Origin of the sequence: Fodinicola acaciae (genome assembly GCF_010993745.1) — a bacterium.
In the GTDB taxonomy this organism is placed as follows: Bacteria; Actinomycetota; Actinomycetes; order Mycobacteriales; family HKI-0501; genus Fodinicola; species Fodinicola acaciae.
In genome coordinates, this window is sequence record NZ_WOTN01000001.1 from 2,927,786 (window position 1) to 2,950,007 (window position 22,222).

A 22,222-nucleotide genomic window follows, 5' to 3' on the forward strand; every position below is an offset into this window, starting at 1 on the left:
CCAGGTGTGCGCGAGACCAGCGGTGGATGGGATATCGACCACGTGAAGGCAAAACTCGCCGCGATGGCAGCGGCGGATCCGGCGCGCGAACGCTTCGGGGCCGCCAGCCATCGTTATCGGCTGAACGCACCGGTCGCCGCCGCCGAAATCGGCGTTTTCGAGCGCCTCCACGACATCCGGCTGCCGACGGCATACCGGACTTTCCTGACCAGCCTCGGGAGTGGCGGCGCCGGTCCCTATTACGGCATGATCGACTGGGCGGAGGTTGCCGCACCTGGCGGCCAACCGTACACACCGGGGTTTCTCGCGACTCCGTTCCCGCACACCGGATTCTGGAATCCGAACACCGACGCGGCAAACCTGGTGCCGGACGAGGAATACTGGCACGACCGCTGGATCACCGGGTCCGTCGCCATCGTCCACTTCGGCTGCGGCGCATACGTGCGGCTGGCGGTCTGCGGTCGGTCCGCCGGCCAGGTGTGGTTCGACGACCGGGTCAGCGATGGCGGACTGCGGCCCGGCCCCGACTTTCGCGACTGGTATTTGTCCTGGTTGGACGAAACTCCGGAGTTCTCAAGCGCTTTCGGCTTCGGCGCGGCGGATACGTAGAAGTGCGTACGTCACGACGAAAAGCTCGCTGAGGAAGGTAGATTCGCCGGCACATCACGGTGAGAGAAGAGATCCTCAGTTGTCCAAGGTAAATCCCGCCCTGGCCGCTCGACTGGTCGCCCGGAAATCGGCGTTTTGGCCAGGCACAGTCGTTTTCGTGGTCGTCACCTGGATCGGCTCGGCCGGCCTCGTGATCGCGCAACCGCTCCTCGGCCTGTCCCCCGACCTGCTCACGCTGGCACAGTTTGGCCCCACCATTGGGATGCTCGCCGCGGTCGGTCTGGCGGCCGCGCTGCGGCGACCGTCGACGCTCACGCCGGCCACGGTCTCGCTCACGACCGTGGCCCGCCGAATCGTCGTCGGCGCGGCCATTCTCACGCTGTTGTTCTTCGGTTACGTGGAAGTGGCGACCGCCATCGGTCATCCGGTCAGGGTGCCCAACATCACCGCGTTTGGCCTCCTGGCGGTTCTTCAGCTCGCCGGCGCGTGTGGTGAGGAGCTTGGCTGGCGATCGTTTCTGCAGCGGCATCTGCGCGTACGCTGGCCGACTCTGGTTTCGAGCGTGGTGGTCGGCGTGCTCTGGGGCAGCTGGCACGTCCAGTACTACCGCTTCGGATTCGCTTTCCTGGCCACGTTCGTGGTGACCACGGTCGCCGTTTCGGTGATATTCGGCGTACTCACCGAAGGCAGCGGCTGGTGGTCACTGCCGATCGCCGGCATCCTCCACTGGCTGCTCAACCTGGGGATCCTGCTGTTCGCCGACTTCCAGCACGGCGGCCAGCCGACGGTGACGGTCCTCGCCGTCGTCAGCGTCGTCGCCGCCGCGATCACGGCGACGGTCGCGCACTATCGCCGCGCCGATTAGCCGCCGGTCAGCCGGGTATGCCTGGCTCATGCGAGGCCGAAAACGCAGCAGAGCCGAATACCAGCGTGGCCTGCCGGACTATCACGACCCGACCGCCGGCATCGGCGGCGCTCCGCCCGCGTACAGCGCGCTGACGCTGCGCATTTGGCTCGCCAGCTTTGGCTTGGTGGTCTGCCTCGGCGGCGGCATCGCGGCCGTCGTGCTGCACGTCCCTGCCTGGATCGCCATCGTTCTGTTCGTTTTCGCAGCCATCGCGCTGGTCGACCTCGGCTGGGTCGTCCACCGCAAACTTCGCGGCGAGCCGCACTGATCAGGGCCTGAGCGCCGGCAGCACGACCTGGTCGACGATGTCCTCGATGTCCTTTGTGGACAGACGCAGGCCCTGGAGAAGCACGTTCTGCACGACGATGGACGGTCCGGCCTGCACGACGAACGGCGTGGCGGCACCTGGCCGGATCTCTCCCCGGCTCGCGGCTCGCTCCAGGATGGCGTGCACCGCGCGCAGCCGCGGTGCGATGATTTTCTCGCGTACAGCGGCATGCAGCGTCGTCGAGCGGGTCAGGTCGGTGAGGATGGACGCAAGCGCGCGCCCGACCGGGCCAGCCAGCGCCTGCGCCATCTTGTCCAGCACGCCGACCAGCTCGGCGCGGATGTCGCCGTCGTCCGCCGGCGTCGGCAGGTCCGGCAACGCGTTCTGGATCGCAGCGAGGATCAACTCGTCGAGCGACGACCACCGGCGATAGAGCGACGACCTGCTCGTACGCGCGCGTGCGGCGACTTTTTCCAGCGTGAGGCCACCATGACCGGCCTCCGCCAACTCCTCGAACACCGCGGCGTGGATCGCGGCTTCCAGGCTGGTGCCACGACGCCGTTGCGTGGTCAGCTCGGTCGGTCTCACCGTCACCATCCCGGATCGCTCGTACGGTACACTTGTGTATCTTATCGCATCGTCCTAGGCTCGCTTAAGAGACGATCTCGACTCTAGGAGCCACCTATGACCGACAACGGCAAAGTCCTCCTCCGCGACCTGGATTTCGACGCGTTCTATCGCGGTGACTCACCTGTCCAAGGCGTCGCCGGATTCGCGGTCATGCCGTGGGACATCGGCGGTCCGCAGCCGGCACTGGTCGAGACCGAGGCGGCCGGACAGATCAGCGGCGAGGTGCTCGACGCCGGCTGCGGCCTCGGCGAAAACTCGCTTTTCCTCGCTTCCAAGGGATATCGCGTGACCGGCGTCGACGGCGCGGCGGAGGTGGTGGCGCGAAACCAGGAGAAAGCGGCCGAGCGCGGCCTCAACGTACGCTTCGCGGTCGCCGACGCCACGCGGCTGGACGGTTACGATGGACAGTTTGGCACGGTGATCGACAGCGCGCTCTATCACTGCCTCGCGGTCGAGCAGCGCCACGACTATGTCGCCGCGTTGCACCGCGCGACCGTGCCTGGCGCGCGGCTGCACATCTTCTGCTTCACCGAAGAAGGAATCGGCGGCCTGCCGCTGGACATGGCCGTCACGGAGGAAAATCTGCGTACGACGGTCGGCAAGCACTGGACGATCGACTCATTGCGCCGCGAGCATTACACCGTCGCGTTCACGCCGGAGCAGTTTGCCGGGCTCCTCAACGACATGTTTCCGGACTTCGGCGGCGCGACCGAGCCGGTGACCGACGACCAGGGCCGGCTGCGCATTCCGATCTGGCACCTGACCGCTACGCGCGGATAGCGGAGCGACCTCTAACGAGAAGAGTCCCTACGGGCCTGCGTGTCGCGGCGGATTTGGTGCGTACGCTCGGAGATCTCGTCGATCTGCCTGGCCAGGTCGGGATGCGAGGCGCCGAGCTGCGCCCGCGCGGCTGCCAGTGGATGCAGCAAAGTCGTGGGGTCGTCGTCGCCGAGCGCATGTGACACGCTCAGCACCCCGGCGGCGCCGACCTGGCCGGCCAGCGTCCGCAGCTGTGCCGCGTTTTCCCGGGCCCACGCCGAAACCGCGCGATCTCCGGCGCGCAGGTCGCGCTGCGCGACGACCCGCTGTTCGCCGGTGTCACCGGCGCCGGGCCGCAACCGCAGATAGCGGCGCTCGGCGGCCTGCCGGCTGGCCACCCCCAACGCCGGCGCGAGGTCGGCCCAGCTGGTCCCGAGCTCACGCGCGGCGGCGATCAGGTGCGGCTCCCACTCGGCCAACTGGCTGCGTAACCGCCGCAGCAGCACCAAAGCCGACAGCACCTGCTCCGCGCTGAGCCGCTCGGCCCGCGTCGCGGCGATGGTCCGTACGCGTTCGAAGTCGCCTTCCATTGATGTCATCCTTCCGGCGACACTGCACTTGTCAGCGATCCGATGACATGTTACAACGGAGTCACAGCGCATTGACAAGCCGAAGAACGAAAGAGGAGGTGGCCCCATGTTGATGCGCACCGATCCGTTCCGCGAGCTCGACCGACTGACACAGCAGGTCCTTGGCACGTCAGGCACGTGGTCGCGGCCCAACGCCATGCCGATGGACGCTTACCGTTCCGGCGAGGAGTTCGTGGTCGCGTTCGACCTTCCCGGTGTCGCGCCGGACGCGATCGAGCTCAACGTCGAGCGCAACGTGCTCACCGTCAAGGCCGAGCGTCGGCCGGCACCGGTCGGCGACAACGTCGAGATGCAGGTCGCCGAGCGGCCGCTCGGCGTGTTCTCCCGGCAGCTGTTCCTCGGCGAGACGCTGGACACCGACAACATCCAGGCGCATTACGACGCCGGCGTGCTGACGCTGCGCATCCCGGTCGCGGAAAAGGCAAAACCGCGCAAGATCGCGATCAGCCACGGCACCGCGAAACAGATCGACGCCTGACGGAGGTCATCGGTGGCCAGCCGGATTTCCCAGATTCCCGGGGATCTCCCGTTCCACATCCTGGAATGTGACGGCTGCGGCTCGGCGTACGAGTGCTTCGACGCGACCGGCTATGACCTGGACGCGCTCGTCGCGTCGGCGCGCGAGGCCGGCTGGACGACGCAGCCGCACCATCACTGTCCACGCTGCGCCGCCAGCGAGCTGGTCGCGGCGTAACCGTACGAGGAGGGTCGAAGGATGATCGGCCGCGATCCGGTGCCAGACGCCGCGTTCAACGTACGAGTCCACCGGCTCGACGACGCGGTCCTTCTGTCGGTCGTCGGTGAGGTCGACATGCTCACCGCACCGACCCTGGCCGACCACATCGATCAGGTCGACGCCGGTGTCGCGGTCGTCGTCCTCGACCTCAGCCTCGTCGCGTTCTTCTCCTCCACCGCCATCGCCGCGCTCATCGACGGCCAGCGGCGGCTCGCCGAGAAAGGCATCGGCCTGCGCGTGGTGCCGTCGACGGTCGTACGCCGCGCGCTTGAGATCGTTGGTCTCGGCGACACCGTCCCGATGTACGACGAGGCGACACACGCGCTCGCCGCGGCCAACTGACCGCCTTTACTGTGTGTCCATGCCGAGAACGCACGTCCGGACCGGACACCAGTGAAGCCGGAGGGCCTCCGCCGCGCCACCGTGCAGGACGTCGCCAAAGCCGCCGGCGTCTCGCCATCGACCGTTTCGCGAGCCCTGAACGGCTCCGGATACGCGGCGGAGGACGTACGCCGCCGCGTACTGGCCGCCGCCGCGCGGATCGGCTATGTGCCGGACGCCAACGCGCGCAACCTGCGGCAAGGCACCAGCCGCGCGATCGGAGTGCTGGTCTGCGACCTCGGCAACCCGTTCTACGCCAACCTGGCCGTCGGCATCGAGAAGGCGCTCCGGCTGGCCGGCCGCCACATGGTGCTCACCAACGACAGCACCGACGCACAGAACGAGCTGGAGGCGGCGCGGACGATGTCCGGCTCGAATTCGGCCCGGTGCTGCCCATGAAGGCAGCCGGCGGCATGGAGATGTCTCAACAGCGGCACTGCCGCTGGCGCCGCCAGTCGTGCCGCGCCCGCGCGGATTGCCCCCACATAGCCAAAAATCCCCGCTTCGCTATCCCACATCGCGTCGTACGACGGTTTGACCAGGCCCACCACACGCTCCCAGACCGGCACGGATTCGTGCATACGCGCAAAGGCAAGTGTGTAGAGCAGGTGGGCGGCCTCGGGCACGGCGGCATGATCTGGAGCGAGTTGTGCGTTGCGTACGGCCGAAGACTGGCGTGGCAGCTGGCCGGTGTCGAGCACGTGGTTGAGTTTTTCAACGATGATGTCGATGCCGAGCGGATCACCGCGCAGCGCGAGAGCTTGGGCAAGAACCGTCCGCGACTCCCCCGTGCGCCGGCCGGCGGCGGCTCGCAGCGACTCAGTGGTGTCGGCACGCAGCACGGCCTCGACGAACGGAATGCCGTGGCTTTCGCGATAGTCCAGGTCGTTGTAGCGCGAGAGCGGCGCGTTTCGCGCGACCGCCTCAACAAGTTCCTCGGCATCCATCGACCTGCCGGCGTCCGGCCGTGGCAGCTCACCGAGGCGGCGTTGCAGCGCGGCGACATCCAGCCGGCGGGATGACGGGCCGATCGCCGCCGCCAGGCCGTCATGGGTCGCCGAGATCGCCTTGCCAGCGACCAAAATGCCGTCCATCCCGGCCGGAAGCAGTGCGCCGTAGGGCATCTCGATCAGCAGCGTCGGCGGCACCAGGCCGACCAGCGGCCACACCGCTTCACTCGGCCCCTTGATGTCGTGGTTGCTGACATGCACGTTGATCACGTCCGGCCAGCGCCGGCCGGTCAGCTGGTCGGTGACGGTGACCCGTCACGTCGCCGCGGACGTGCCGGCTTTGCCTGCTGGCGACGTAAAATCCGTGGTCGTGCAGATCGGTGCCGCGGCGCCGGCCGGCGACCACGGCGCGCGTGACGTCCTCGACGTCGGAGGTGTCGACGGCCCGGCCGAAGTTGTTCCGCGTACGCCCGGGCCCGGCAAACTGTGCCAGCGAAAACCACATCGGACCGGCGGCGTGATCGTATTCCGCGCCGGCGAACGCCGCGATGTCGCCATCGCCGGTGGCATCGACCACCGTCGTGGCGCGCACCGCGACAGGTCCGTGCGGTGTGGCGAAAACGGCACCCTCGACGCGGTTTTTCTGGGCCAGGGAACCGATCGCGGTGACACCGGTCCACAACTGGGCCGGCCTCGTCGACCGCCTCCCGCAACACCTGCGCCTTTGACCTCGATATTCCACTTTCCGTTGCGGCGCGCCAAACCGAGCCGGCGGTGTGCCTCGCGTACGCGCCCGCGCAGTTCGGCGTTGAAACCGGCGGACCGGCCATACCAGTAGCTGTCCGCGCCGCCGTAGGTCCCGGTGCCGCCAAGCCCCGGATTCTGCTCGGCCAGCAGCGTACGAGCAACCCGTTGGTCTGGATGCCAATTACTGCCTCTGCAGCGCTAAATGTCTGTCCTGCCGGTTTGTGTTTGATAGCAGGGCCTCCTTACGTGCGTCTGACGCACGCATGGGGGCCTTGCAAACATTCAGCGGCGGCTGGTGTGGTGCTGGTGTGGCTGACAATGCAGGTGAGGCGGCTCGGCTGCGTAATACTTGTTTAACAAGACATCAAACTGGACAATTGGCATTCCTGGAGCCGACGCCGGCCAGGCGAGCAGTCACAACACCATCCGTGAACCTTACAAGTCAGACGTTTAGCGCTCCACGTGCCTTTGATCCCACATATTGGACCTTCTCGCCACCTACCGGGACGACACGTGCAAGCAAACAATTACCGCGGTTTTACCGAGAGCCGACGAATGCTGTCCTGACCTCTATGTTTCAAGCCTGGTGAAAACTCGTGTCGCGGGGTGGATTGGGGCTATTACGGTGCCTGGCGGGGCAGCACGGAAATGGTCGGAGTCGCATATGAGGAAATCGCTGCGTGCTGTCGTCATCGGATCGGCGCTGACCGGCGGCGCGATAGCCGTTGTGGTGGGTTGTGCGTTTTCCGCTGCCGCTCCGGCGGTGCCGCCGGCGCCGACCAGGATGCAGCTTGGCCAACTCGCGCAGGCAGAGGAGCGGCTGGTCGCCGGATGCATGATCGCACAGGGATTTCCATACGTGGTCCCCCAGATTACCCCTCCGACCGGGCCGGCGACCACGTTCACGTTTGGAAACGACGATGTGGCGGCAGCGGCGAAAAACGGATACGGGCTGGGGGCGGCGTCGCAGCCAGCCGCCGATCCCAATACTGAGGTTTTCCAGCGACTGTCGCCGAGCCGCCAGCACGCGTACGAAATCGCGCTTGGCGGCAGTGGACGCCGCCGGGTCACGGTCGACGTGCCGGGAATGGGACAGGTCTTCACCAACACCGACGGCTGCCGGTCCGACGCGCGACGCCGGCTCTATGGCGATTTGGCGCGGTGGGGGCGCGTCCACAACCTTGTCACCAACCTGGCGCCACTGGCCTACCTTGCCGTCACGCACGACCCGGTTTTCGTGTCGACACTGGCAAAATGGCGGGCCTGCATGCGTGTCGGCGGCTTTTCGTACGCCGACACCGGTGCCGCCGAGGACGCCGCCGCCAGACTCTACGACCACCTGCCGAAACAGGACGCGCGGCGCGCCGAAACACGGATCGCGGTGACCGACGCGACCTGCATGCGCCAGACCGGGCTGCCGGCGGTCGGACGCAGACTCCAGGCTCGTCACCTCGCGGCCGTACAAGCGAAATACCACGACGACATCGCAACCTATCGCACGCTGGTCGCTCACGCGTTGGCCGTTGTCGCGGAAAACGGCTGATTTCTTCGGCAACAACCCACAGGTGCACCGCACCTCGACGAAAGGATCCGTCATGCCCCGATCCCGTACGCTCGCGGCCGCCGCGCTCACCGGCGTGGCCGCGCTGGCGATGACAGCAACGCCGGCCGCCGCCGCGGCTCCGGCCGGCATCACCTGGTGGAACAGCGGCGCGCCGAACGGGTGCGCCGGACACGGCGGCGCACTGTGTGCCTACAAGGACGCTTTCTTCGGCGGCAGAGTCGCATACTTCGTCTACAGCAACCCGCGTTGGTCGCAGACCTCGAACAGCTGGATCGACGACCAGTCGTCGTCCTGGTACAACAACGGCACCGGCACCAGCCTGACCTCGGTGATCATCTATCAGGACGTCAACTACAACACCAACACGCTGCACGTGTGCATCGACAAGGGCTGGGGAATCTCGCACTATCCGGAGCTCAGCGACAAGGTCTCCTCCAACCAGTGGGTCAACGGCCCCTGCTGAGAACCAAAATAGCCGAAGGCGGGGCGCGCACGCGTCCCGCCTTCACGCGCTATTCAGTTAATTACGCCAAACGCGCCGGTCCTGTGGCAGATTGGACGCCGAAGCCTCGCCGACAGACATCGCCGGCCTGGACTGGTCGATTTCGGAGGTGCGCGTGCGTAACAGAACCAAGGTTGGCATCGCAGCGGTCGCCGCCGCGCTCACATTGGGGGTGGCGAGCCCGGCGGCGGCGTCCTCGCCATTCACCGCCGGCGCCGCCGGCGTCGGCGACCCGTATTTTCCGTTGGAAGGCAACGGCGGTTACCGGCCTGTTCATTATGATCTCAACCTCGCCTACGAGCCGGCGGATCACCAACTGTCCGGCACCGCCACCCTTTTGGCGGTGGCCACCCAAAACCTGTCGTCCTTCGACCTTGACCTGCAGGGCCTCAACGTCCGGTCCGTACGCGTGAACGGCCGGGCCGCGAGTTTCACCCGGGACGGGCAGGAACTGGTGATCACGCCGCGGTCCGGCCTGGTCGACCGGGCGCCGTTCCTGGTTTCGGTCAGCTACAACGGCTCGCCCAAGACCATCGTCGGCTCGCCGATCGTCTTCGGCTCGCCGTACGGCTGGCTCTACACCGACGACGGCGCTTTCGTCGGCTGCGAGCCAAACGCCGCCAGCACCTGGTATCCCTCCGACGACCATCCGAGCCGGAAAGCGACCTACACCTACCGCATCACCGTCCCGTCCGACCGGCAGGTCGTCGCGAATGGCGACTTCCTCGGCGCGTTCGCTCGCGGTGGCCACAAAACGTACGTGTGGCACGAAACCAGTCCGATGGCCAGCTACCTGGCGACCATCGACATCGGCAAATGGGACATCACCACCGGGCGTACGCCCTCCGGAATCCGGCAGACCGACGCCGTCGACCCGACACTTGCCAGCAACGCAGACCGAATTCGGGGCACCACCGCCGACGTGACCGACTTCTGGTCACAGAAGTTCGGACCTTATCCGTTCAGCTCGACCGGCGCCATCGTCGACAACGTGCCGGAGGTCGGTTTCTCCCTCGAAACGCAGACCCGGCCGCTGTACGGCTTCGCCGCGAGCACCGGCACCATTTCGCACGAGCTCGGTCACCAGTGGTTCGGCGACAGCCTCAGCGTGGCCGACTGGCGACACATCTGGCTCAACGAGGGATTCGCGACATTCGCCGGATCGCTGTGGAACGAACACATCGGCGGACCGTCGACCTGGGACTCCGCGCAGGCGACCTTCAACCGGATCCCGGCCAGCAACGCGTTCTGGAACCAGTCGATCGCGGATCCACAGCGCGACACGATGTTTTCCAATGCTGTCTACCAACGCGGCGGCATGACATTGGCCGCGTTGCGTCACCGGATCGGCGACGACCTGTTCTTCAAACTGCTGCGCACCTGGACGAGCCAGCACCGCCACGGCAACGTGACGACCGCTGAATTCGTATCGCTCGCCGAGCGCGTTTCCGGCCAGGACCTGACGCAGTTCTTCCAGATCTGGCTGTGGGACAAGCAAAAGCCAAGCAACCTCACCGCCGGATAGCCGTACGCGCGCGCCTGGCGGATTTCGCCGCACCGACGACGAAAACCGCCAGGCGAGCCGATGCGTCACAGCTCACCGACGGCCGCGACGACCCTGTCGACCTCGCTTTCGGTGTTGTAGTAATGCGGCGAAAGCCGCAGGCACCAGTCGACCTCCTTGTCGCCGAAGTCGAACTGCGCGAACTCGCGGAAGCTCAACGCCGAGTTGACCGACCGGCGGTCCAGCGCCGCCTTGACCGGCTGCGGTTTCCAGCCGTCGAGGGAAAACGTGACGGTGGCGGCCAGTTCCGGTCCGCGGTCGTAGACGCGTACGCCGGGGATCGCCGCCAAGCCGTCGCGCAGCCGCTGGCCGAGCCGGGTCGCGCGGTGCGAAATCCCGGCGAGCCCGACGTCGCGCGCATACCTGACGGCGGCGGCACAGCCGAGCAGCGCGGCGTACGGAAATTCCCAGTCCTCGAACCGCGCGGCGGTGGCGACGGGCGCGTACTCACCCGGCGAGATCCACCGCGCGCCGTACATGTCGATGAACAGCGGCTCGTATCCGCCGGCGAGAACCCGGTCGGCGACGAACAGAAACCCGCTGCCGCGTGGACCGCGGAGAAACTTCCGGCAGGTGGAGGTGAGCAGGTCGCAGCCGATTTCCTCGACATCGATGGGAAACTGGCCGACCGACTGGCACGCGTCGACCAGATAGAGCAGGTCGAGCTCGCGGCAGTGCCGGCCGATCTCGGCGACCGGCTGCACCAGCCCGGAATTGGTCGGGATGTGCGTCGCGGCGACCAGCCGCGGCCGGAGCTCGCGCATCAGCACGGCCATCGCCGGCACGTCGACACCGCCCTCCGGCGCGTCCGGAGCGTGCACCACCCGTACGCCGAATCTCTTGCGCAGCGACAAAAACGCGATCTGGTTGGAGATGAAGTCGTTGCGCGTGGTCAGGATGACGTCGTCGGGTGCGAACGGGATCGCCGACAGCGCGGTCGAGTACGCGTGCGTCGCACTGCTGGCGAAGGCGATGTTCTCGGCTTTGGCGTTGAGGAGTGCGGCCGTCTGCTGGTAGAAGTCGTGGACCGCGTCGACCTGCGCGGCGGACGCCTCGTAACCGCCGATGCGGGCCTCCAGGTTGAGATGTTTGAGCATCGCGGTCAGCACCGGCGTCGGCATCAGCCCGCAGCCGGCGTTGTTGAAGTGGATCACCTCGGCGCAACCCGGCGTGTCGGCTCGCAGGGTGCCGACGTTCAGTAGCAGTTCGTCAGCTACCACAGTAGCGCTATCATGTTCTCTCATGACAGAGAGTAGCACTTCTGGAGATCTGTTGACCACTCTCCGCGAGACGGTGGCGCGACTGGCTCCGGGAGACCGGCTGCCGAGCAGCCGCGAGCTGATCCGCCGGCACAACGTCAGCCCGGTCACGGTGTCGCGGGCGATCGCGCAGCTCAGCGCCGAGGGTGTGGTGGTGACGCGGCCCGGCAGCGGCACGTACGTCTCGGTGCGTACGCGCGCCGCGGACGCACCGGACACCGGTTGGCAGACGGTCGCGCTGGCCGACCGCGCGGTCGACACCGGCTCGCTCGGACCGCCGCCGGAGGGGACGATCGCGCTGGACGGCGGCTATCTGCACCGGTCACTGCAGCCGACCCGCGCGCTCGCCGCCGCATTGGCCCGCGCCGCGCGCCGGCCGGACGCCTGGGATCGCGCGCCGAGCAACGGAATCGCCGCCTTGCGCGCGATTTTCGCCGGCATGGCGGGAGAAGTCAGCCCGGACGAGGTGATGATCACCGCTGGCGGCCAAAGCTCGCTGTCGATGGCGTTCCGCGGGATCGTCGCGCCTGGCGCACCGGTGCTGGTCGAGTCGCCGACCTACCCCGGCGCGCTCGCCGCGGCCCGCGCCGCCGGACTGCGACCGGTGCCGGTGCCGGTGGATGGCGACGGCGTACGACCGGACCTGTTGGCCGACGCCTTCGCCATGACCGGCGCCCGACTGTTCTATTGCCAGCCCACGTATCAAAATCCGGCCGGCTTCGTGTTGTCGACGGACCGCCGCCGCCAGGTCGTCGAGGTGGCCAGAGCTGCCGGCGCGTTCGTGCTGGAGGATGACTTCGCGCGTTTTCTCAGCCATTCCAGCACAACCCCGCGGCCGCTGTTGGCAGACGACCGGGACGGCACGGTGGTTTACCTGACATCGTTGACAAAGCCGGCCGCGCCGAGCCTGCGGATCGGCGCCCTGATCGCCCGCGGTCCGGTGCTGGAACGGCTCCGCGCCGTACGCCTGGTGGACGACTTTTTCGTTGCGCGGCCACTCCAGGAAGCCGCGCTGGAGCTGCTCAGCTCACCGGCGTGGGACCGGCATGTGCGTACGCTCGCGACCGAGCTGCGCGATCGCCGGCAGGCGTTGGCCGCCGCGATCGCCGCCGAGCTGCCGGACTGGTCGATCACCGCGATGCCGGCCGGCGGACTGCACCTGTGGGTGAGCCTGCCGGCCGGCGCCGACTGCCAGGCGGTCGCAGACGCCGCGCGGCAACGCGGTGTCGCGGTCAGCGCCGGCCGCCGGTTTTTCCCCACCGAGCCACCGGCCGCCCATCTGCGCCTCGGTTTCGCGGCCACCGCCACTCGCGCCGACCTCGCGACCGCCGTTCGTCAACTCAGCAGCGTCGACCCGACGTGACCCGCGCGTCACGGTTAGTTCTTGTTGTCGCGGATTCTGGCGCCGTGGACACACGACGCACCACCTCGTGGTCGTCCAACAGGAAAACCCGGATCGGCGCCACGGTTGTTTCTATCGCATCCGGCGCGGCTCGGGGTTCAGCTGAAAGGTCCCGATTGTCGGCTCCGCCATTTTCCTCGTCGCCGGATGTCGAGAACGTGGCGCCGGCTCCGTCCCAGGGGCAACCAACGATGGGAGAAGGACATGGAACAGCAGAAGATCCTGGACGAGCTGGCCAAGCCGGTGTCCCAGGAGCTGATCAACTCGCACATTCCGGCGCGGCTCGCCTTCGCCGGTACGGACGGATTCCCGCGGGTCGTGCCGGTCTCGTTCGAGTGGACCGGCTCGGCGTTCGTCGTCTGCACGACCACGAACGCGAAGAAGTATCCGGCGTTGCAGAAATATCCGAAGGTCGCCCTGACCATCGACACCGAAGGCTACCCGCCGCGCGTGCTGCTGGTCCGCGGCACCGCACGTACCGAGATCGTCGACGGTGTCCCGGACGAGTACGTCGCGGCGTCCCGGAAAATCGTGCCGGCGGCGGAGATGGAGCAGTGGGAGGCCGGCGTACGGATGCTCTATCCGCGGATGGTGAAGATCACCATCACCCCGGAATGGGCCCGGCTGCAGGACTTCCAGACGACCCTGCCGCAAAATGTCGAGGAAATCATCCGCGAACGGTCGGGCCACTGACCCGCCGTATCGATCACACCGAGTGTTTCGGAACCTTTCCGGCCGAGCGACACTCGAGGCAGTATGACCACGACCGATGGAGCTCGCTCCGACGAGCTGATACCTGCCGCCGACAGCCTCGAGGACATCTTCAAAGCGTCCTACTCGCGACTGGTGGTGGCGATCTATCCGCTGGCCGGCGACCTGAACGAGGCGCAGGACGCCGTACAGGAGGCGTTCGCGCGTGCGATGGCCCGCCGGTCGCGCGTGCTGGCGGCGGACAACCCGGAAGCCTATCTGCACACCGTGGCACGCAACGTCGTCCGCACCTGGTGGCGGCGCAGGCTGCGGTTGGCGCGCCGGCTGGACCTCGCGGCGACCGACGTGTCCACGGCTTTGCCGCCATCGCCGGATCGGGTCGCACTGCTGCGCGCGCTCGCGCAAATTCCGGCGGCACAGCGAGAGGTGCTGGTCAGGTTCTATTTCGCAGACCACTCGATCGAGGAGATCGCGAGGGCGCTTGGAGTCTCGGTGGGTACGGTCAAGTCACGGCTGCACCGCGGCCGCGCGGCAATGGCACAGCTGGTCGACGAGACCGGCGACGAGCTGCGGCCGGACGTGGCGGCGGCGATCGACCAGGTGCGTACGGAGGTCGGCGCGGCCGCCGGTGCTCCTGACCTGACCCTCATCGACCGGCGCGGCCGGCGGTTGCAGGCCCGGCGCAGGGCCGGCATGGCGGCCGGTACGGCGGCGATCGCCGCGGCAGCGGCCGCGCTCGTCACGGTGGTCAGCCTGGCCGGCGGCTGGCACCCCGCGCCGATCACCTCCGACAACAACAGGCCGTCGACAGTGGCCGCCGCCCTGGTCGGCAGCCGGAAGTCGCGGTCGTTCCTGCCGGTCGACGAGACGCGCGCGTACGCCGTCGTCGAGCTGAAGGACAAGCGCTACGCACTGGCCGAGACCGCCGACGCCGGCGAGCACTGGCAGGCACACAAGCTGCCGAGCCAGCTGCTCGCCGACCTCGGCAAGTATCAACCGCTGGTGCTCGGCCCGAAGACCGTGTTGATCGGCACCTACCTCACCAAGGACGGTGGACAGACCTGGCACAGAGGCGAGCCGTCGACCGCGCGTACGATCCTCGCACCGCCCTCGGGCCTGAAGCCAGGAGCGCCGATCCAGGCCGTACCAGCGGGTTGGCCGCTGGCGCGCAGCTGCGACCGAGCCTGCCTGGTGGCGATCGACCCCACCACCGGAGTGCCGCACGAGGTGTTGAACACGCCGGTCAGGGCGTACGCGGTCCTGGACAGCCCCAACTACCTGATTCACAGCGCGGAGCAGCTCTGGTTCAACGCGGACGGACCACACCTGAACTACAGCCTGGACGGCGGACGATCGTGGCGCCAGCTGCCGTACTCGCAAGGTAGTTTTTCCGTCGCGGTCAACGGAAGATACGTGTACGTCGTGATGGACCACGATGTCGAGGGATCGATGGTGGTCCGCTCGTTGGACGGCGGCAAAAACTGGGAGCCAGCCGCCACCGACGCACTCACCTCTCAAGGAGACGTGTGCGCTCTCGCGGATGGGACGCTGCTGGGGATCGGGCTCAACCGCGGCCACCCTCATGGCGGCGTACAAGTCAGCCACGACCACGGCGCCACCTTCACCTCCGTCGACCCGGTCAAGGCGAGCGGAATCTGGCGGACCCTGACCGGCGCATGCGTGCTCGGCAATTTCGCCTGGGCCGGCAGGGGGCCGCTGGGCACCAACAAGGTGTGGACGACCACGGACGGCGATCACTTCCGCGAGATCCCGCTGCCGGCGCCGCTGGAGTAAAACCGGTTTGGACCACTGCGAAAATCCTGACATCCGTAACTGGACACTCCGGATTGACGAGATTTACCTTTTCCATACCTGACGATGTGGATATCGCGCCACAGACTCAGCTTTTTGGTGACAACTATCAGGTTCTGGAAAGGTTTCGCAGTGATTCGACAAATTATTCGTGCCGCGACCGTTGCCGCGTTGACCGCCTCGGCGATGGCTTTGACCTCGGTCCCGGCGCTCGCGTCCCATCACGCTCGTACGGCGGCGCCGACATCCGCGTCCAACCACTCTGGCAAGACGACACCGCACTGCGGTGCGCTCGTTTGCTGGTATCACTTCACCGACTTCCGCGGCGATGTCAGTGGTGCCTCGAACCCCATCGCGTCGGGTGACTGCTACGACTTCCAAGACCACTCGATCGGGGTGGGTGCGTCCGCCGGCAACGGCACCGAATACATGGCACGTTTCTGGTCCGGTCAGCACTGCACCGGGATCAGCAAGCTCGTGTGGCCACAGGCCGAGGACCCCAATCTCGGTTTCATCGCGTATTCCCTTGGCGGATACTGACACGGGGATCGGGCCGGTGGCGTCATTTCCGACGCCACCGGCCCCGCGTCAGCCCTCTCGCCGTGGAACGTCAGGTGCGCCGAACCAGCGGGCGAGTTGGTCGTCGAGGTCCTGCTGCTCGTCGCCTATCCAGCCGACGTAGCCGTCAGGACGGATCAGAGCAGCCGGCGCATCCAGTGTCGCCGTCGGATCCGCCAGATAGTCGACACGGTCCGACCAGCCGCCGGCGGTCAGCCGGTCGGTGCGGTCGACGACCATGCCGCGGCCGCGGCGCAGCTGGTCGTAGAGGCGGCCCTTTTTTGTTTCGATGTCCGGAATCCGGCGGCCGAGCAGATCGGGACCGGCGCCGAAGTCATAGCGAACACCGATCGCAGTGACCTTCTCGATCAGATAGCGGTTCACCTCGTCGAAGTCCATCAGCGCGGTGAGCAGTCTGCGTACGGCCCGCGCGCCTGGCTCGGTGGACATCAGTTCGGCCTGCGCGCGAGTGTTGTCCAGTACGTCCGCGGCGACCGGCCGCCGTTCGAGCTGGTAGGTGTCCAGCAGCGTCGGCGGCGCCGTGCCGCGGACCTGCGCGGCCAGCTTCCAGCCGAGGTTGACCGCATCCTGGATGCCGAGGTTCATGCCCTGACCGCCGGTCGGCGGATGGATATGCGCCGCGTCGCCGGCCAACAGCACGCGGCCGACTCGATAGCTGTCGGCCAGCCGGGTGGCATCGCCAAAGCGGGACAGCCAGCGTGGAGAATGTACGCCGAAATCAGTCCCGGCGATGGCGCGCAACCCCCGCCTGACATCGTCGAGCGTCGGCGGTTCCGTACGATCCTCGGTGAAATCCACAGCGGGGACGACAACGCTGTAGATCTCCCCGCCAAACGACCTGAGCCAGAATCCCTTGTGGGTCTCGCGGATGTCGGCCACCTTGGCGGCGATTTCCTCCCCCGGCGCGCTGACTTTCATCTCCCCCATCAACGTCTCGTTGCGCGAGGGCTCGCCGGGAAAGCCGACGCCGAGCAGCTTGCGCACCGAGCTGCGGCCGCCGTCGCAGCCGACCAGGTAACGCGATCGCAGCTTCTCGCCGCCGGCCAGCTCGACGGTCACGCCGTCCGCGTCCTGCTCGAAACCGGTCACCGTACGGCCGCGCCGGACCTGCGCGCCAAGCTCGAGCGCGTGTTCTTCGAGCAGCCGCTCGGCGATCGGCTGCGGGATGCCGAGCATGAAGGCGTACGCGGAGTCCAGGTTTTCCGGCGCGGGCGCGCCGATGGCGGCGAAAATGCCGCCGAGCGGCCGTCGCCTCCCCCGCTCAAGAAAGCGATCCAGCAGTCCCCGCATCGCCATCAGCTCGAGGCTGCGCATGTGCAGAGCGGGTACGCGGATGAACGACACCGGCTCGGTCTCCTTTTCCAGGACCAGGACCCGCACGTCGTGCAGCCGCAGCTCGGCCGCCAGCATCGCGCCGGTTGGCCCGCAACCGGCGACGATCACATCGAAAATGTCCATGGGTGTTGCCTTTCGGAGTGCCCGTTGGTCGAGGCGCTCCGCGACACCTACGTCAGTCGCCGGCCCGTGACCCGAAAGGGAGCACCCACGTGCGTACAACGTTCATGGGTCTCACCTCCTCTGGCGGTGTCACGGTCCACCGCAAAGCTACCGGCCGCAAAGATCGGTGTCCAATCGCTTAGAGACTCGCTCCCCTATTTGCGCGGCCTCTTAGAAAACACCGCCGCCGGCGCCGATGTTCTGGCCGGTGACCCAGCGCGCGGCGTCGCTGGCCAGGAAAACGGCCACCTCGGCGACCTCGGCCGGGGTGCCGATCCGGCCGAACGGGGACAGCTCCGCGGCCATCGTACGGTCACGGTCAGGCAGCAGGTCGGTGTCGGTGAAGCCGGGAGAAACCGCGTTGACCGTGATGGCGCGGGTGGCCACCTCTCGCGACAGCACGCGTACGAACTGCTCGACCGCACCTTTGCTGCCGAGATAGAGCGACGTGTCGGTGAAGAACATCTTGGTGCCGCCGGTGGAGGTGACGATGATGCGGCCACCGTCGCGCAGCCGGCGGGCGGCTTGCTGGAGCGTGAAGAAAACGCCTTTGGCGTTGGTGTCGAAGATCCGGTCGTAGTCGGCCTCGGTGCATTCCGTGAACGGTTTGACGACCGCGTCCGCGGCATTGGCGACGACGATGTCCAGTGGCCCCAGGTTTGCCTCTGCCTGATGGAAAAGCCGGTCGATCTCGTCGAGTTGGCTCAGGTCTGCCTGCAGCGACACGGCCATGCCGCCGGATTCGGTGATCGTACGCACCACTTCGGCGGCCTGGACGTCGTTTTTGCGATAGGCGACCGCGACCGACGAGCCCTGCGCCGCCAGTCCGAGCGCGATGGCCCGGCCGATTCCGCGGGACGCGCCGGTGACCAGGGCCGCTTTTGCGGTGAGTGAGGTGGCGTGCAACAGATTTCCTCCAGGACGGACAAACTGTGACGGCTCCACCTTCGGTGCGTGGCGTCAGCCGATCAAGGCCGTCCTGTGCAACGATCGATTCCTCAGCGGAATCGTTCGGGCGGGGAGTCGTGGAGCTGGAACAGGTGCGGATCGCACTGGCGCTGGCCGAGGAGTTGCATTTCGGCCGGACCGCCGACCGGCTGCACCTGTCGCAGTCACGGGTCAGCAAGCAGCTCTCGGCACTGGAACGAGAGCTCGGCGCGGCACTGTTCGAGCGAACCAGCCGGCGGGTACGGCTGACCCCGCTCGGACGCCGTTTCCTGGCCGAGGCGGAGCCCGCGTACGCCGGCCTGCTCGCCGCCGCCGAGACGGTCCGCCGGACCGCGGCCAACGAGGTGCGCCTCGGGTTCTTCCCGACGACCGGAGGTGCCGCGCTGACCCGGCTGATCCGCGCCACACAACGCGACCGGCCCGACCTCACCGTCGAGCTGGTGGAGTTGTCGTTAGATTCCAACGATTTCTATCGACCGGTGCGCGACGGCACGGTCGATGTCATGGTCACCTGGCGGACCGGCTCGGCCGACACCGACATCGTGGAGGGCCCGGCGATCGACCGGCAGCGGCGGGTCGCCGCGATGTCCGCCGACAGCCCACTCGCCGGCCGCTCGTCCATCTCGGTTCTCGAGGTCGGAAACTGGAAAACCTTCGAGCTCGGCGGCAGTTCCATCGGCGACCTGTTTCTTCCACCCGCCACGAGCGACAACGTCCCCATCCCGCGCGACCACGGGATTTTTACGTCTCTGGCCGAGTTTCTCGGACAGATCGCGCTCGGCCACTTCACCCATGCCACCGTCGGGTCTCTGGCCGAAATCGCGCACCGCGACGACATCGCGTACGTGCCGATCCACGACCTGCCACCGATCGATCTCGTACTCGTACGCTCTCGCCGTAACGACAATCCCGCCGCCGCCGCGATGGTGGCCGTCGCACGGTCCCTTCGGACGCCTTGAGGTCACGGGCAACAGCTGCCCCGGCGGGGCGTACGGTCGGCCCGGCCTGAGGGCCGAAAGGGCAGCTCACAGCGCCTCTTCCGGCTCGGCTTTCCGACTATGATCTGAGCTTGCGCACGCACCGGCGCCAAGAAATGGGCGGAACAATGCGAATGCCACCGAGCGAACATGTGACGTCCTCAGCCGAGTCACCGCGACAGCACACCGCCACCACCGGGAAACCGGCCGCCTCGTGGCGCAGCGACATTCTCCACATGCAGCGCCATGCCGGAAATGCCGCGACCACGCTGGCCATCCAACGCGCGACAGGAACGGCGACGGCCACGATCGCGCAGGTCGACGAGCTGATCGACCGCTTCAACACCCCCGAGGAAGAGCTTATCGAGCTGCTCGGAAAGCTCTCCGACCCGGACAAACACACGATTGTCGTCGGATATCGCGACCGGCTCGCCGGTGTGTTCAATTTCGCCGAAATGCGCCGTGCGGTCGACAAGCTGGGCGCCGAACTGCCGGTCAAGCTCGACTGGCTGCAGAAGGCGGCCTTCATGACCAGCGGCATCAACTATTCCGAGATCAAGAAAGCCGTGACCGACGCGCCGCAGGCGCAGCGCGACATGCTCAAGAACGCCAGGTGGAAATCGTTCTTCCTGTCTGTCTGCTCCAACGAGACCATCATCGAGGCGGTGGCGGACCTGCATTTCGACCTGCCCACCCAGCTCACCTGGGTTCGTGGTGAGGCGAGCGCGCTGATGTCCCTGACGCTCGCGAAGCTGCGAAAACTGCTCACTGACGCCTCAGCGGGCGACCGCGCCATCGTCGGCGGCGACGCGTGGCGGTCGTTCTGGACCGACGTCTGCACGAACGAGACGATGGCCGAGCTGGTCGACATTCTTTTCCCGGACAATCTGACCCGCAAGCTCGAGTGGATGGCCGACGAAGGCGCCTCCCTGGCACAGGTCGAGGCAAAGGTCGCGGCCACGACGGACGCCGCGCAGAAAGTCGCGGTGTTCGCCAGCGTCCCGGTCCGTACGATGGCGTGCTCACTTTGCAATAACGACCAACTCGCCCAGTTGGTCCTCAATCTGGGCGGTGAATGGGCTCAGTGGCGCGGCTGGATGATCGCGAAAGGCGCGCCGCTCATCCCGTTGGCACGCGCGGTCGTCGCGAGAAACGCGGTCACCGATCCGGTCATCCGTGGATTTCTCAATGCGGCGGCCACGTCGGCCGTCGCGACTCGCGACTACCTGCGCCGGCTCGCCGACGCGCAGTTGGTCAGCGTTCGCGCGTACGCGGGAGCGAACGATCTTGTCACCGAGCTCAACAACGACGAAGTACGGCGGGCGCTGGCCGGTGAGATCGCCCGTGCCGACCAAAGCCCCCACATCACCGAAACGCTGCAGGCCGGGCCGACCACGAGCCCGTTCGTGGCGATGAACTTCAACCTCGACTCGCGCTACACGATGAGCTACTGGCGGGACCGGGTCGAGGTCGACGTCGGGATTGCCCTGACGCCGGCCAGCGGCGACGCGCGGGCGGCGGAACTGCTGCCGTCCGCGATCGCCACCTGGCGGTCGAACATCCTGGGGGCGTGGGACAACCAGTTCCAGATGCAGAACGGGCAGCGGACGATTCCGCTGCGGTTCCACGCCAACCTCGGAAACTCCGGTCCAAACCCGGTCACCGTGCACTCCGGCGCGTGGGTCTGGCCGAACCTCAACGCGACCAACTGGTTCGTACCGGACCCGGTCAACCAGCCGGGGCAGGCCACCGCGGTCGCCACCGCACCGATCCACGAGTTTGGGCACCTGATCGGAAACGCGGACGAGTACAACCTCAACGCCGCGCATTACCTGACCACCGTCGGCAGCCCCGCGGCCAGCGATCCCAACGCCGTACCATCGACCGACAGCGCCGGCACCACGCGATACACGAACGTCAACAGCGTGATGGGATCGGGAGGCCCGGCACTGAAACGTCACGTGATGAATATCCTGGCGGCCGTGAACAGCAACCTTCGTCCAGGGGAGCCGGCGTTCTCATGGGTGTGACCTACCCGATCGGGTTCCAGATCCACGGCGGTACGCCGGCCGTCGCGTTCTCCGCGCTGGTCGCAGAAGGTGGCGCCCTCACCGTCGACCTGCTGACCGCCGCGTCGCTGCCGCAGAATCCGCCCGTACGGCTGGGAAGTTTCGCCGGTCGACTCAGCCGGTCGGTGGCGGACTCTCTCGCTGCCTGGGCGGCCTCGGCGAGTTTTCTCCCGGAGAACGCCATGCTTGCGCCCGGAGCGGTCCTGCGTCAGCTGAGCGTCGGCGACGGCGCCAGCCGCTACGTGTCACCCGACTCGCTCGATCCGTTGCTGGAGTCCGCGCTGGCAGACGCCGCCAAGGACGCGTTGGCGCACCCTGTCTCGGCCGTGGAAATCGGCGTCGCCGAAGGCAACCTGGCGATCCGCGGGCTCGGCACCGCACCCATTTCGTTGCTGCTCCTCGATCCGGACACACCTGGTTACTGGGCGCGGGTCTGGCGCGACGACGAGACGGCCGACGGCGGCCGGCGCTTTCTCGCACCCGACCAACTGGGGCCGGTGCCGGTCGGCGTCTTCGACCTCGCGCCCGGCGACGGCATAGCGCTGCCGCTGCCGCCCGGCGCCACGCCGACCGGTGGGTTCATGTGCTGGCGGGCCGGGCCAGGACCGGCACGCTCCATCCTGTCCGGACCCTGGCTCGACCACCCAGCCGGCTAGTGTCCCGAGTCCGAAATTCGTCACTTATCTCGGGGATCCAGACGC

The 22,222-nt window shown here is 67.2% G+C and carries 24 protein-coding genes and 1 pseudogene; 18 read left to right on the forward strand and 7 right to left on the reverse strand.

What is annotated here, in order from left to right; translation table 11 throughout:
* Positions 1-6: 6 nt before the first annotated feature.
* The 3 genes from GNX95_RS13775 to GNX95_RS13785 all read left to right on the forward strand — a co-directional run bounded on the left by GNX95_RS13775 (position 7) and on the right by GNX95_RS13785 (position 1,784).
* On the forward strand, positions 7-609 hold the full coding sequence (locus tag GNX95_RS13775) for an SMI1/KNR4 family protein (protein WP_163507469.1): 603 nt from the start codon (positions 7-9) through the stop codon (positions 607-609).
* 157 nt (positions 610-766) lie between these two features.
* Positions 767-1,474, forward strand: a complete 708-nt coding sequence (locus tag GNX95_RS13780) for a CPBP family intramembrane glutamic endopeptidase (RefSeq protein WP_163507470.1) — start codon at positions 767-769, stop codon at positions 1,472-1,474.
* A 28-nt stretch (positions 1,475-1,502) separates the two neighbouring features.
* Positions 1,503-1,784: a DUF6343 family protein gene (locus GNX95_RS13785; RefSeq protein WP_163507471.1), complete on the forward strand. Its 282-nt coding sequence runs from the start codon at positions 1,503-1,505 to the stop codon at positions 1,782-1,784.
* On the opposite strand, the gene GNX95_RS13790 is transcribed toward GNX95_RS13785, so the two are convergent.
* Positions 1,785-2,372 (reverse strand): TetR-like C-terminal domain-containing protein, encoded by a 588-nt coding sequence (locus GNX95_RS13790; RefSeq protein WP_163507472.1) that lies wholly within the window; start codon positions 2,370-2,372, stop codon positions 1,785-1,787.
* 96 nt (positions 2,373-2,468) lie between these two features.
* Here GNX95_RS13790 and GNX95_RS13795 point away from each other — a divergent pair, with 96 nt between their 5' ends.
* Positions 2,469-3,194, forward strand: coding sequence for a class I SAM-dependent methyltransferase (locus GNX95_RS13795; protein ID WP_163507473.1), 726 nt, complete (start codon positions 2,469-2,471; stop codon positions 3,192-3,194).
* Between the two features lie 11 nt (positions 3,195-3,205).
* Here GNX95_RS13795 and GNX95_RS13800 read toward each other — a convergent pair whose 3' ends face one another.
* Complete coding sequence (locus GNX95_RS13800; protein ID WP_222853560.1) at positions 3,206-3,763, reverse strand: hypothetical protein; 558 nt, start codon at positions 3,761-3,763, stop codon at positions 3,206-3,208.
* A gap of 106 nt (positions 3,764-3,869) precedes the next feature.
* Here GNX95_RS13800 and GNX95_RS13805 point away from each other — a divergent pair, with 106 nt between their 5' ends.
* From GNX95_RS13805 to GNX95_RS44020, 4 genes are read left to right on the forward strand one after another with little or no spacing between them, the layout of a single operon-like run.
* Complete coding sequence (locus GNX95_RS13805) at positions 3,870-4,301, forward strand: Hsp20/alpha crystallin family protein (protein WP_163507475.1); 432 nt, start codon at positions 3,870-3,872, stop codon at positions 4,299-4,301.
* A 12-nt stretch (positions 4,302-4,313) separates the two neighbouring features.
* A complete protein-coding gene (locus GNX95_RS13810; RefSeq protein WP_163507476.1) occupies positions 4,314-4,517 on the forward strand; it encodes a hypothetical protein in 204 nt (67 codons plus the stop codon).
* Positions 4,518-4,538: 21 nt separating this feature from the next.
* Entirely contained in the window at positions 4,539-4,901 is a 363-nt protein-coding gene (locus GNX95_RS13815) for an STAS domain-containing protein (protein ID WP_163507477.1), read from the forward strand.
* A gap of 51 nt (positions 4,902-4,952) precedes the next feature.
* Complete coding sequence (locus GNX95_RS44020) at positions 4,953-5,339, forward strand: LacI family DNA-binding transcriptional regulator (RefSeq protein WP_163507478.1); 387 nt, start codon at positions 4,953-4,955, stop codon at positions 5,337-5,339.
* Between the two features lie 695 nt (positions 5,340-6,034).
* Here the strand turns inward: GNX95_RS44020 and GNX95_RS44025 are convergent.
* Together GNX95_RS44025 and GNX95_RS13830 are read right to left on the reverse strand one after the other, a co-directional pair.
* Positions 6,035-6,160 (reverse strand): annotated as a pseudogene (locus tag GNX95_RS44025) (hypothetical protein); the annotation flags it as partial.
* The gene (locus GNX95_RS13830; protein WP_222853561.1) at positions 6,114-6,572 is read right to left on the reverse strand and encodes an FAD-dependent oxidoreductase; all 459 of its coding nucleotides are present in this window, start codon (positions 6,570-6,572) and stop codon (positions 6,114-6,116) included. The gene GNX95_RS13830 and the pseudogene GNX95_RS44025, both read right to left, overlap by 47 nt.
* A gap of 729 nt (positions 6,573-7,301) precedes the next feature.
* On the opposite strand from GNX95_RS13830, the gene GNX95_RS13835 reads away from it, so the two are divergent.
* From GNX95_RS13835 to GNX95_RS13845, 3 genes are all read left to right on the forward strand, one after another.
* Positions 7,302-8,180, forward strand: coding sequence for a hypothetical protein (locus GNX95_RS13835; protein ID WP_163507481.1), 879 nt, complete (start codon positions 7,302-7,304; stop codon positions 8,178-8,180).
* A gap of 52 nt (positions 8,181-8,232) precedes the next feature.
* Positions 8,233-8,664, forward strand: coding sequence for a peptidase inhibitor family I36 protein (locus tag GNX95_RS13840; RefSeq protein ID WP_163507482.1), 432 nt, complete (start codon positions 8,233-8,235; stop codon positions 8,662-8,664).
* A 154-nt stretch (positions 8,665-8,818) separates the two neighbouring features.
* Positions 8,819-10,228: a M1 family metallopeptidase gene (locus GNX95_RS13845; RefSeq protein ID WP_222853562.1), complete on the forward strand. Its 1,410-nt coding sequence runs from the start codon at positions 8,819-8,821 to the stop codon at positions 10,226-10,228.
* 65 nt (positions 10,229-10,293) lie between these two features.
* Here the strand turns inward: GNX95_RS13845 and GNX95_RS13850 are convergent, their stop codons facing one another.
* Positions 10,294-11,487 (reverse strand): aminotransferase class V-fold PLP-dependent enzyme, encoded by a 1,194-nt coding sequence (locus GNX95_RS13850; RefSeq protein WP_222853563.1) that lies wholly within the window; start codon positions 11,485-11,487, stop codon positions 10,294-10,296.
* 22 nt (positions 11,488-11,509) lie between these two features.
* Between GNX95_RS13850 and GNX95_RS13855 the strand changes: the two genes are divergently transcribed.
* From GNX95_RS13855 to GNX95_RS13870, 4 genes are all read left to right on the forward strand, one after another.
* Positions 11,510-12,889: an aminotransferase-like domain-containing protein gene (locus GNX95_RS13855; RefSeq protein ID WP_163507484.1), complete on the forward strand. Its 1,380-nt coding sequence runs from the start codon at positions 11,510-11,512 to the stop codon at positions 12,887-12,889.
* Positions 12,890-13,132: 243 nt separating this feature from the next.
* Positions 13,133-13,621, forward strand: a complete 489-nt coding sequence (locus GNX95_RS13860; RefSeq protein WP_163507485.1) for a pyridoxamine 5'-phosphate oxidase family protein — start codon at positions 13,133-13,135, stop codon at positions 13,619-13,621.
* A gap of 63 nt (positions 13,622-13,684) precedes the next feature.
* Positions 13,685-15,433, forward strand: coding sequence for a sigma-70 family RNA polymerase sigma factor (locus GNX95_RS13865; protein WP_163507486.1), 1,749 nt, complete (start codon positions 13,685-13,687; stop codon positions 15,431-15,433).
* A 150-nt stretch (positions 15,434-15,583) separates the two neighbouring features.
* Positions 15,584-15,991, forward strand: a complete 408-nt coding sequence (locus tag GNX95_RS13870; RefSeq protein ID WP_163507487.1) for a hypothetical protein — start codon at positions 15,584-15,586, stop codon at positions 15,989-15,991.
* Positions 15,992-16,039: 48 nt separating this feature from the next.
* Here the strand turns inward: GNX95_RS13870 and GNX95_RS13875 are convergent, their stop codons facing one another.
* Positions 16,040-17,482: an FAD-dependent monooxygenase gene (locus GNX95_RS13875; RefSeq protein WP_222853671.1), complete on the reverse strand. Its 1,443-nt coding sequence runs from the start codon at positions 17,480-17,482 to the stop codon at positions 16,040-16,042.
* A 216-nt stretch (positions 17,483-17,698) separates the two neighbouring features.
* Positions 17,699-18,433, reverse strand: a complete 735-nt coding sequence (locus GNX95_RS13880; protein ID WP_163507489.1) for an SDR family oxidoreductase — start codon at positions 18,431-18,433, stop codon at positions 17,699-17,701.
* 119 nt (positions 18,434-18,552) lie between these two features.
* Between GNX95_RS13880 and GNX95_RS13885 the strand changes: the two genes are divergently transcribed.
* From GNX95_RS13885 to GNX95_RS13895, 3 genes are all read left to right on the forward strand, one after another.
* Complete coding sequence (locus GNX95_RS13885; protein ID WP_163507490.1) at positions 18,553-19,434, forward strand: LysR family transcriptional regulator; 882 nt, start codon at positions 18,553-18,555, stop codon at positions 19,432-19,434.
* A gap of 170 nt (positions 19,435-19,604) precedes the next feature.
* Positions 19,605-21,482 carry a hypothetical protein gene (locus tag GNX95_RS13890; RefSeq protein ID WP_163507491.1) on the forward strand — a complete coding sequence of 626 codons (1,878 nt, stop codon included), beginning with the start codon at positions 19,605-19,607 and terminating at the stop codon, positions 21,480-21,482.
* The gene (locus GNX95_RS13895; RefSeq protein WP_163507492.1) at positions 21,473-22,177 is read left to right on the forward strand and encodes a hypothetical protein; all 705 of its coding nucleotides are present in this window, start codon (positions 21,473-21,475) and stop codon (positions 22,175-22,177) included. Before GNX95_RS13890 ends, GNX95_RS13895 begins: the two co-directional genes overlap by 10 nt.
* The last annotated feature ends 45 nt before the right edge of the window (positions 22,178-22,222 follow it).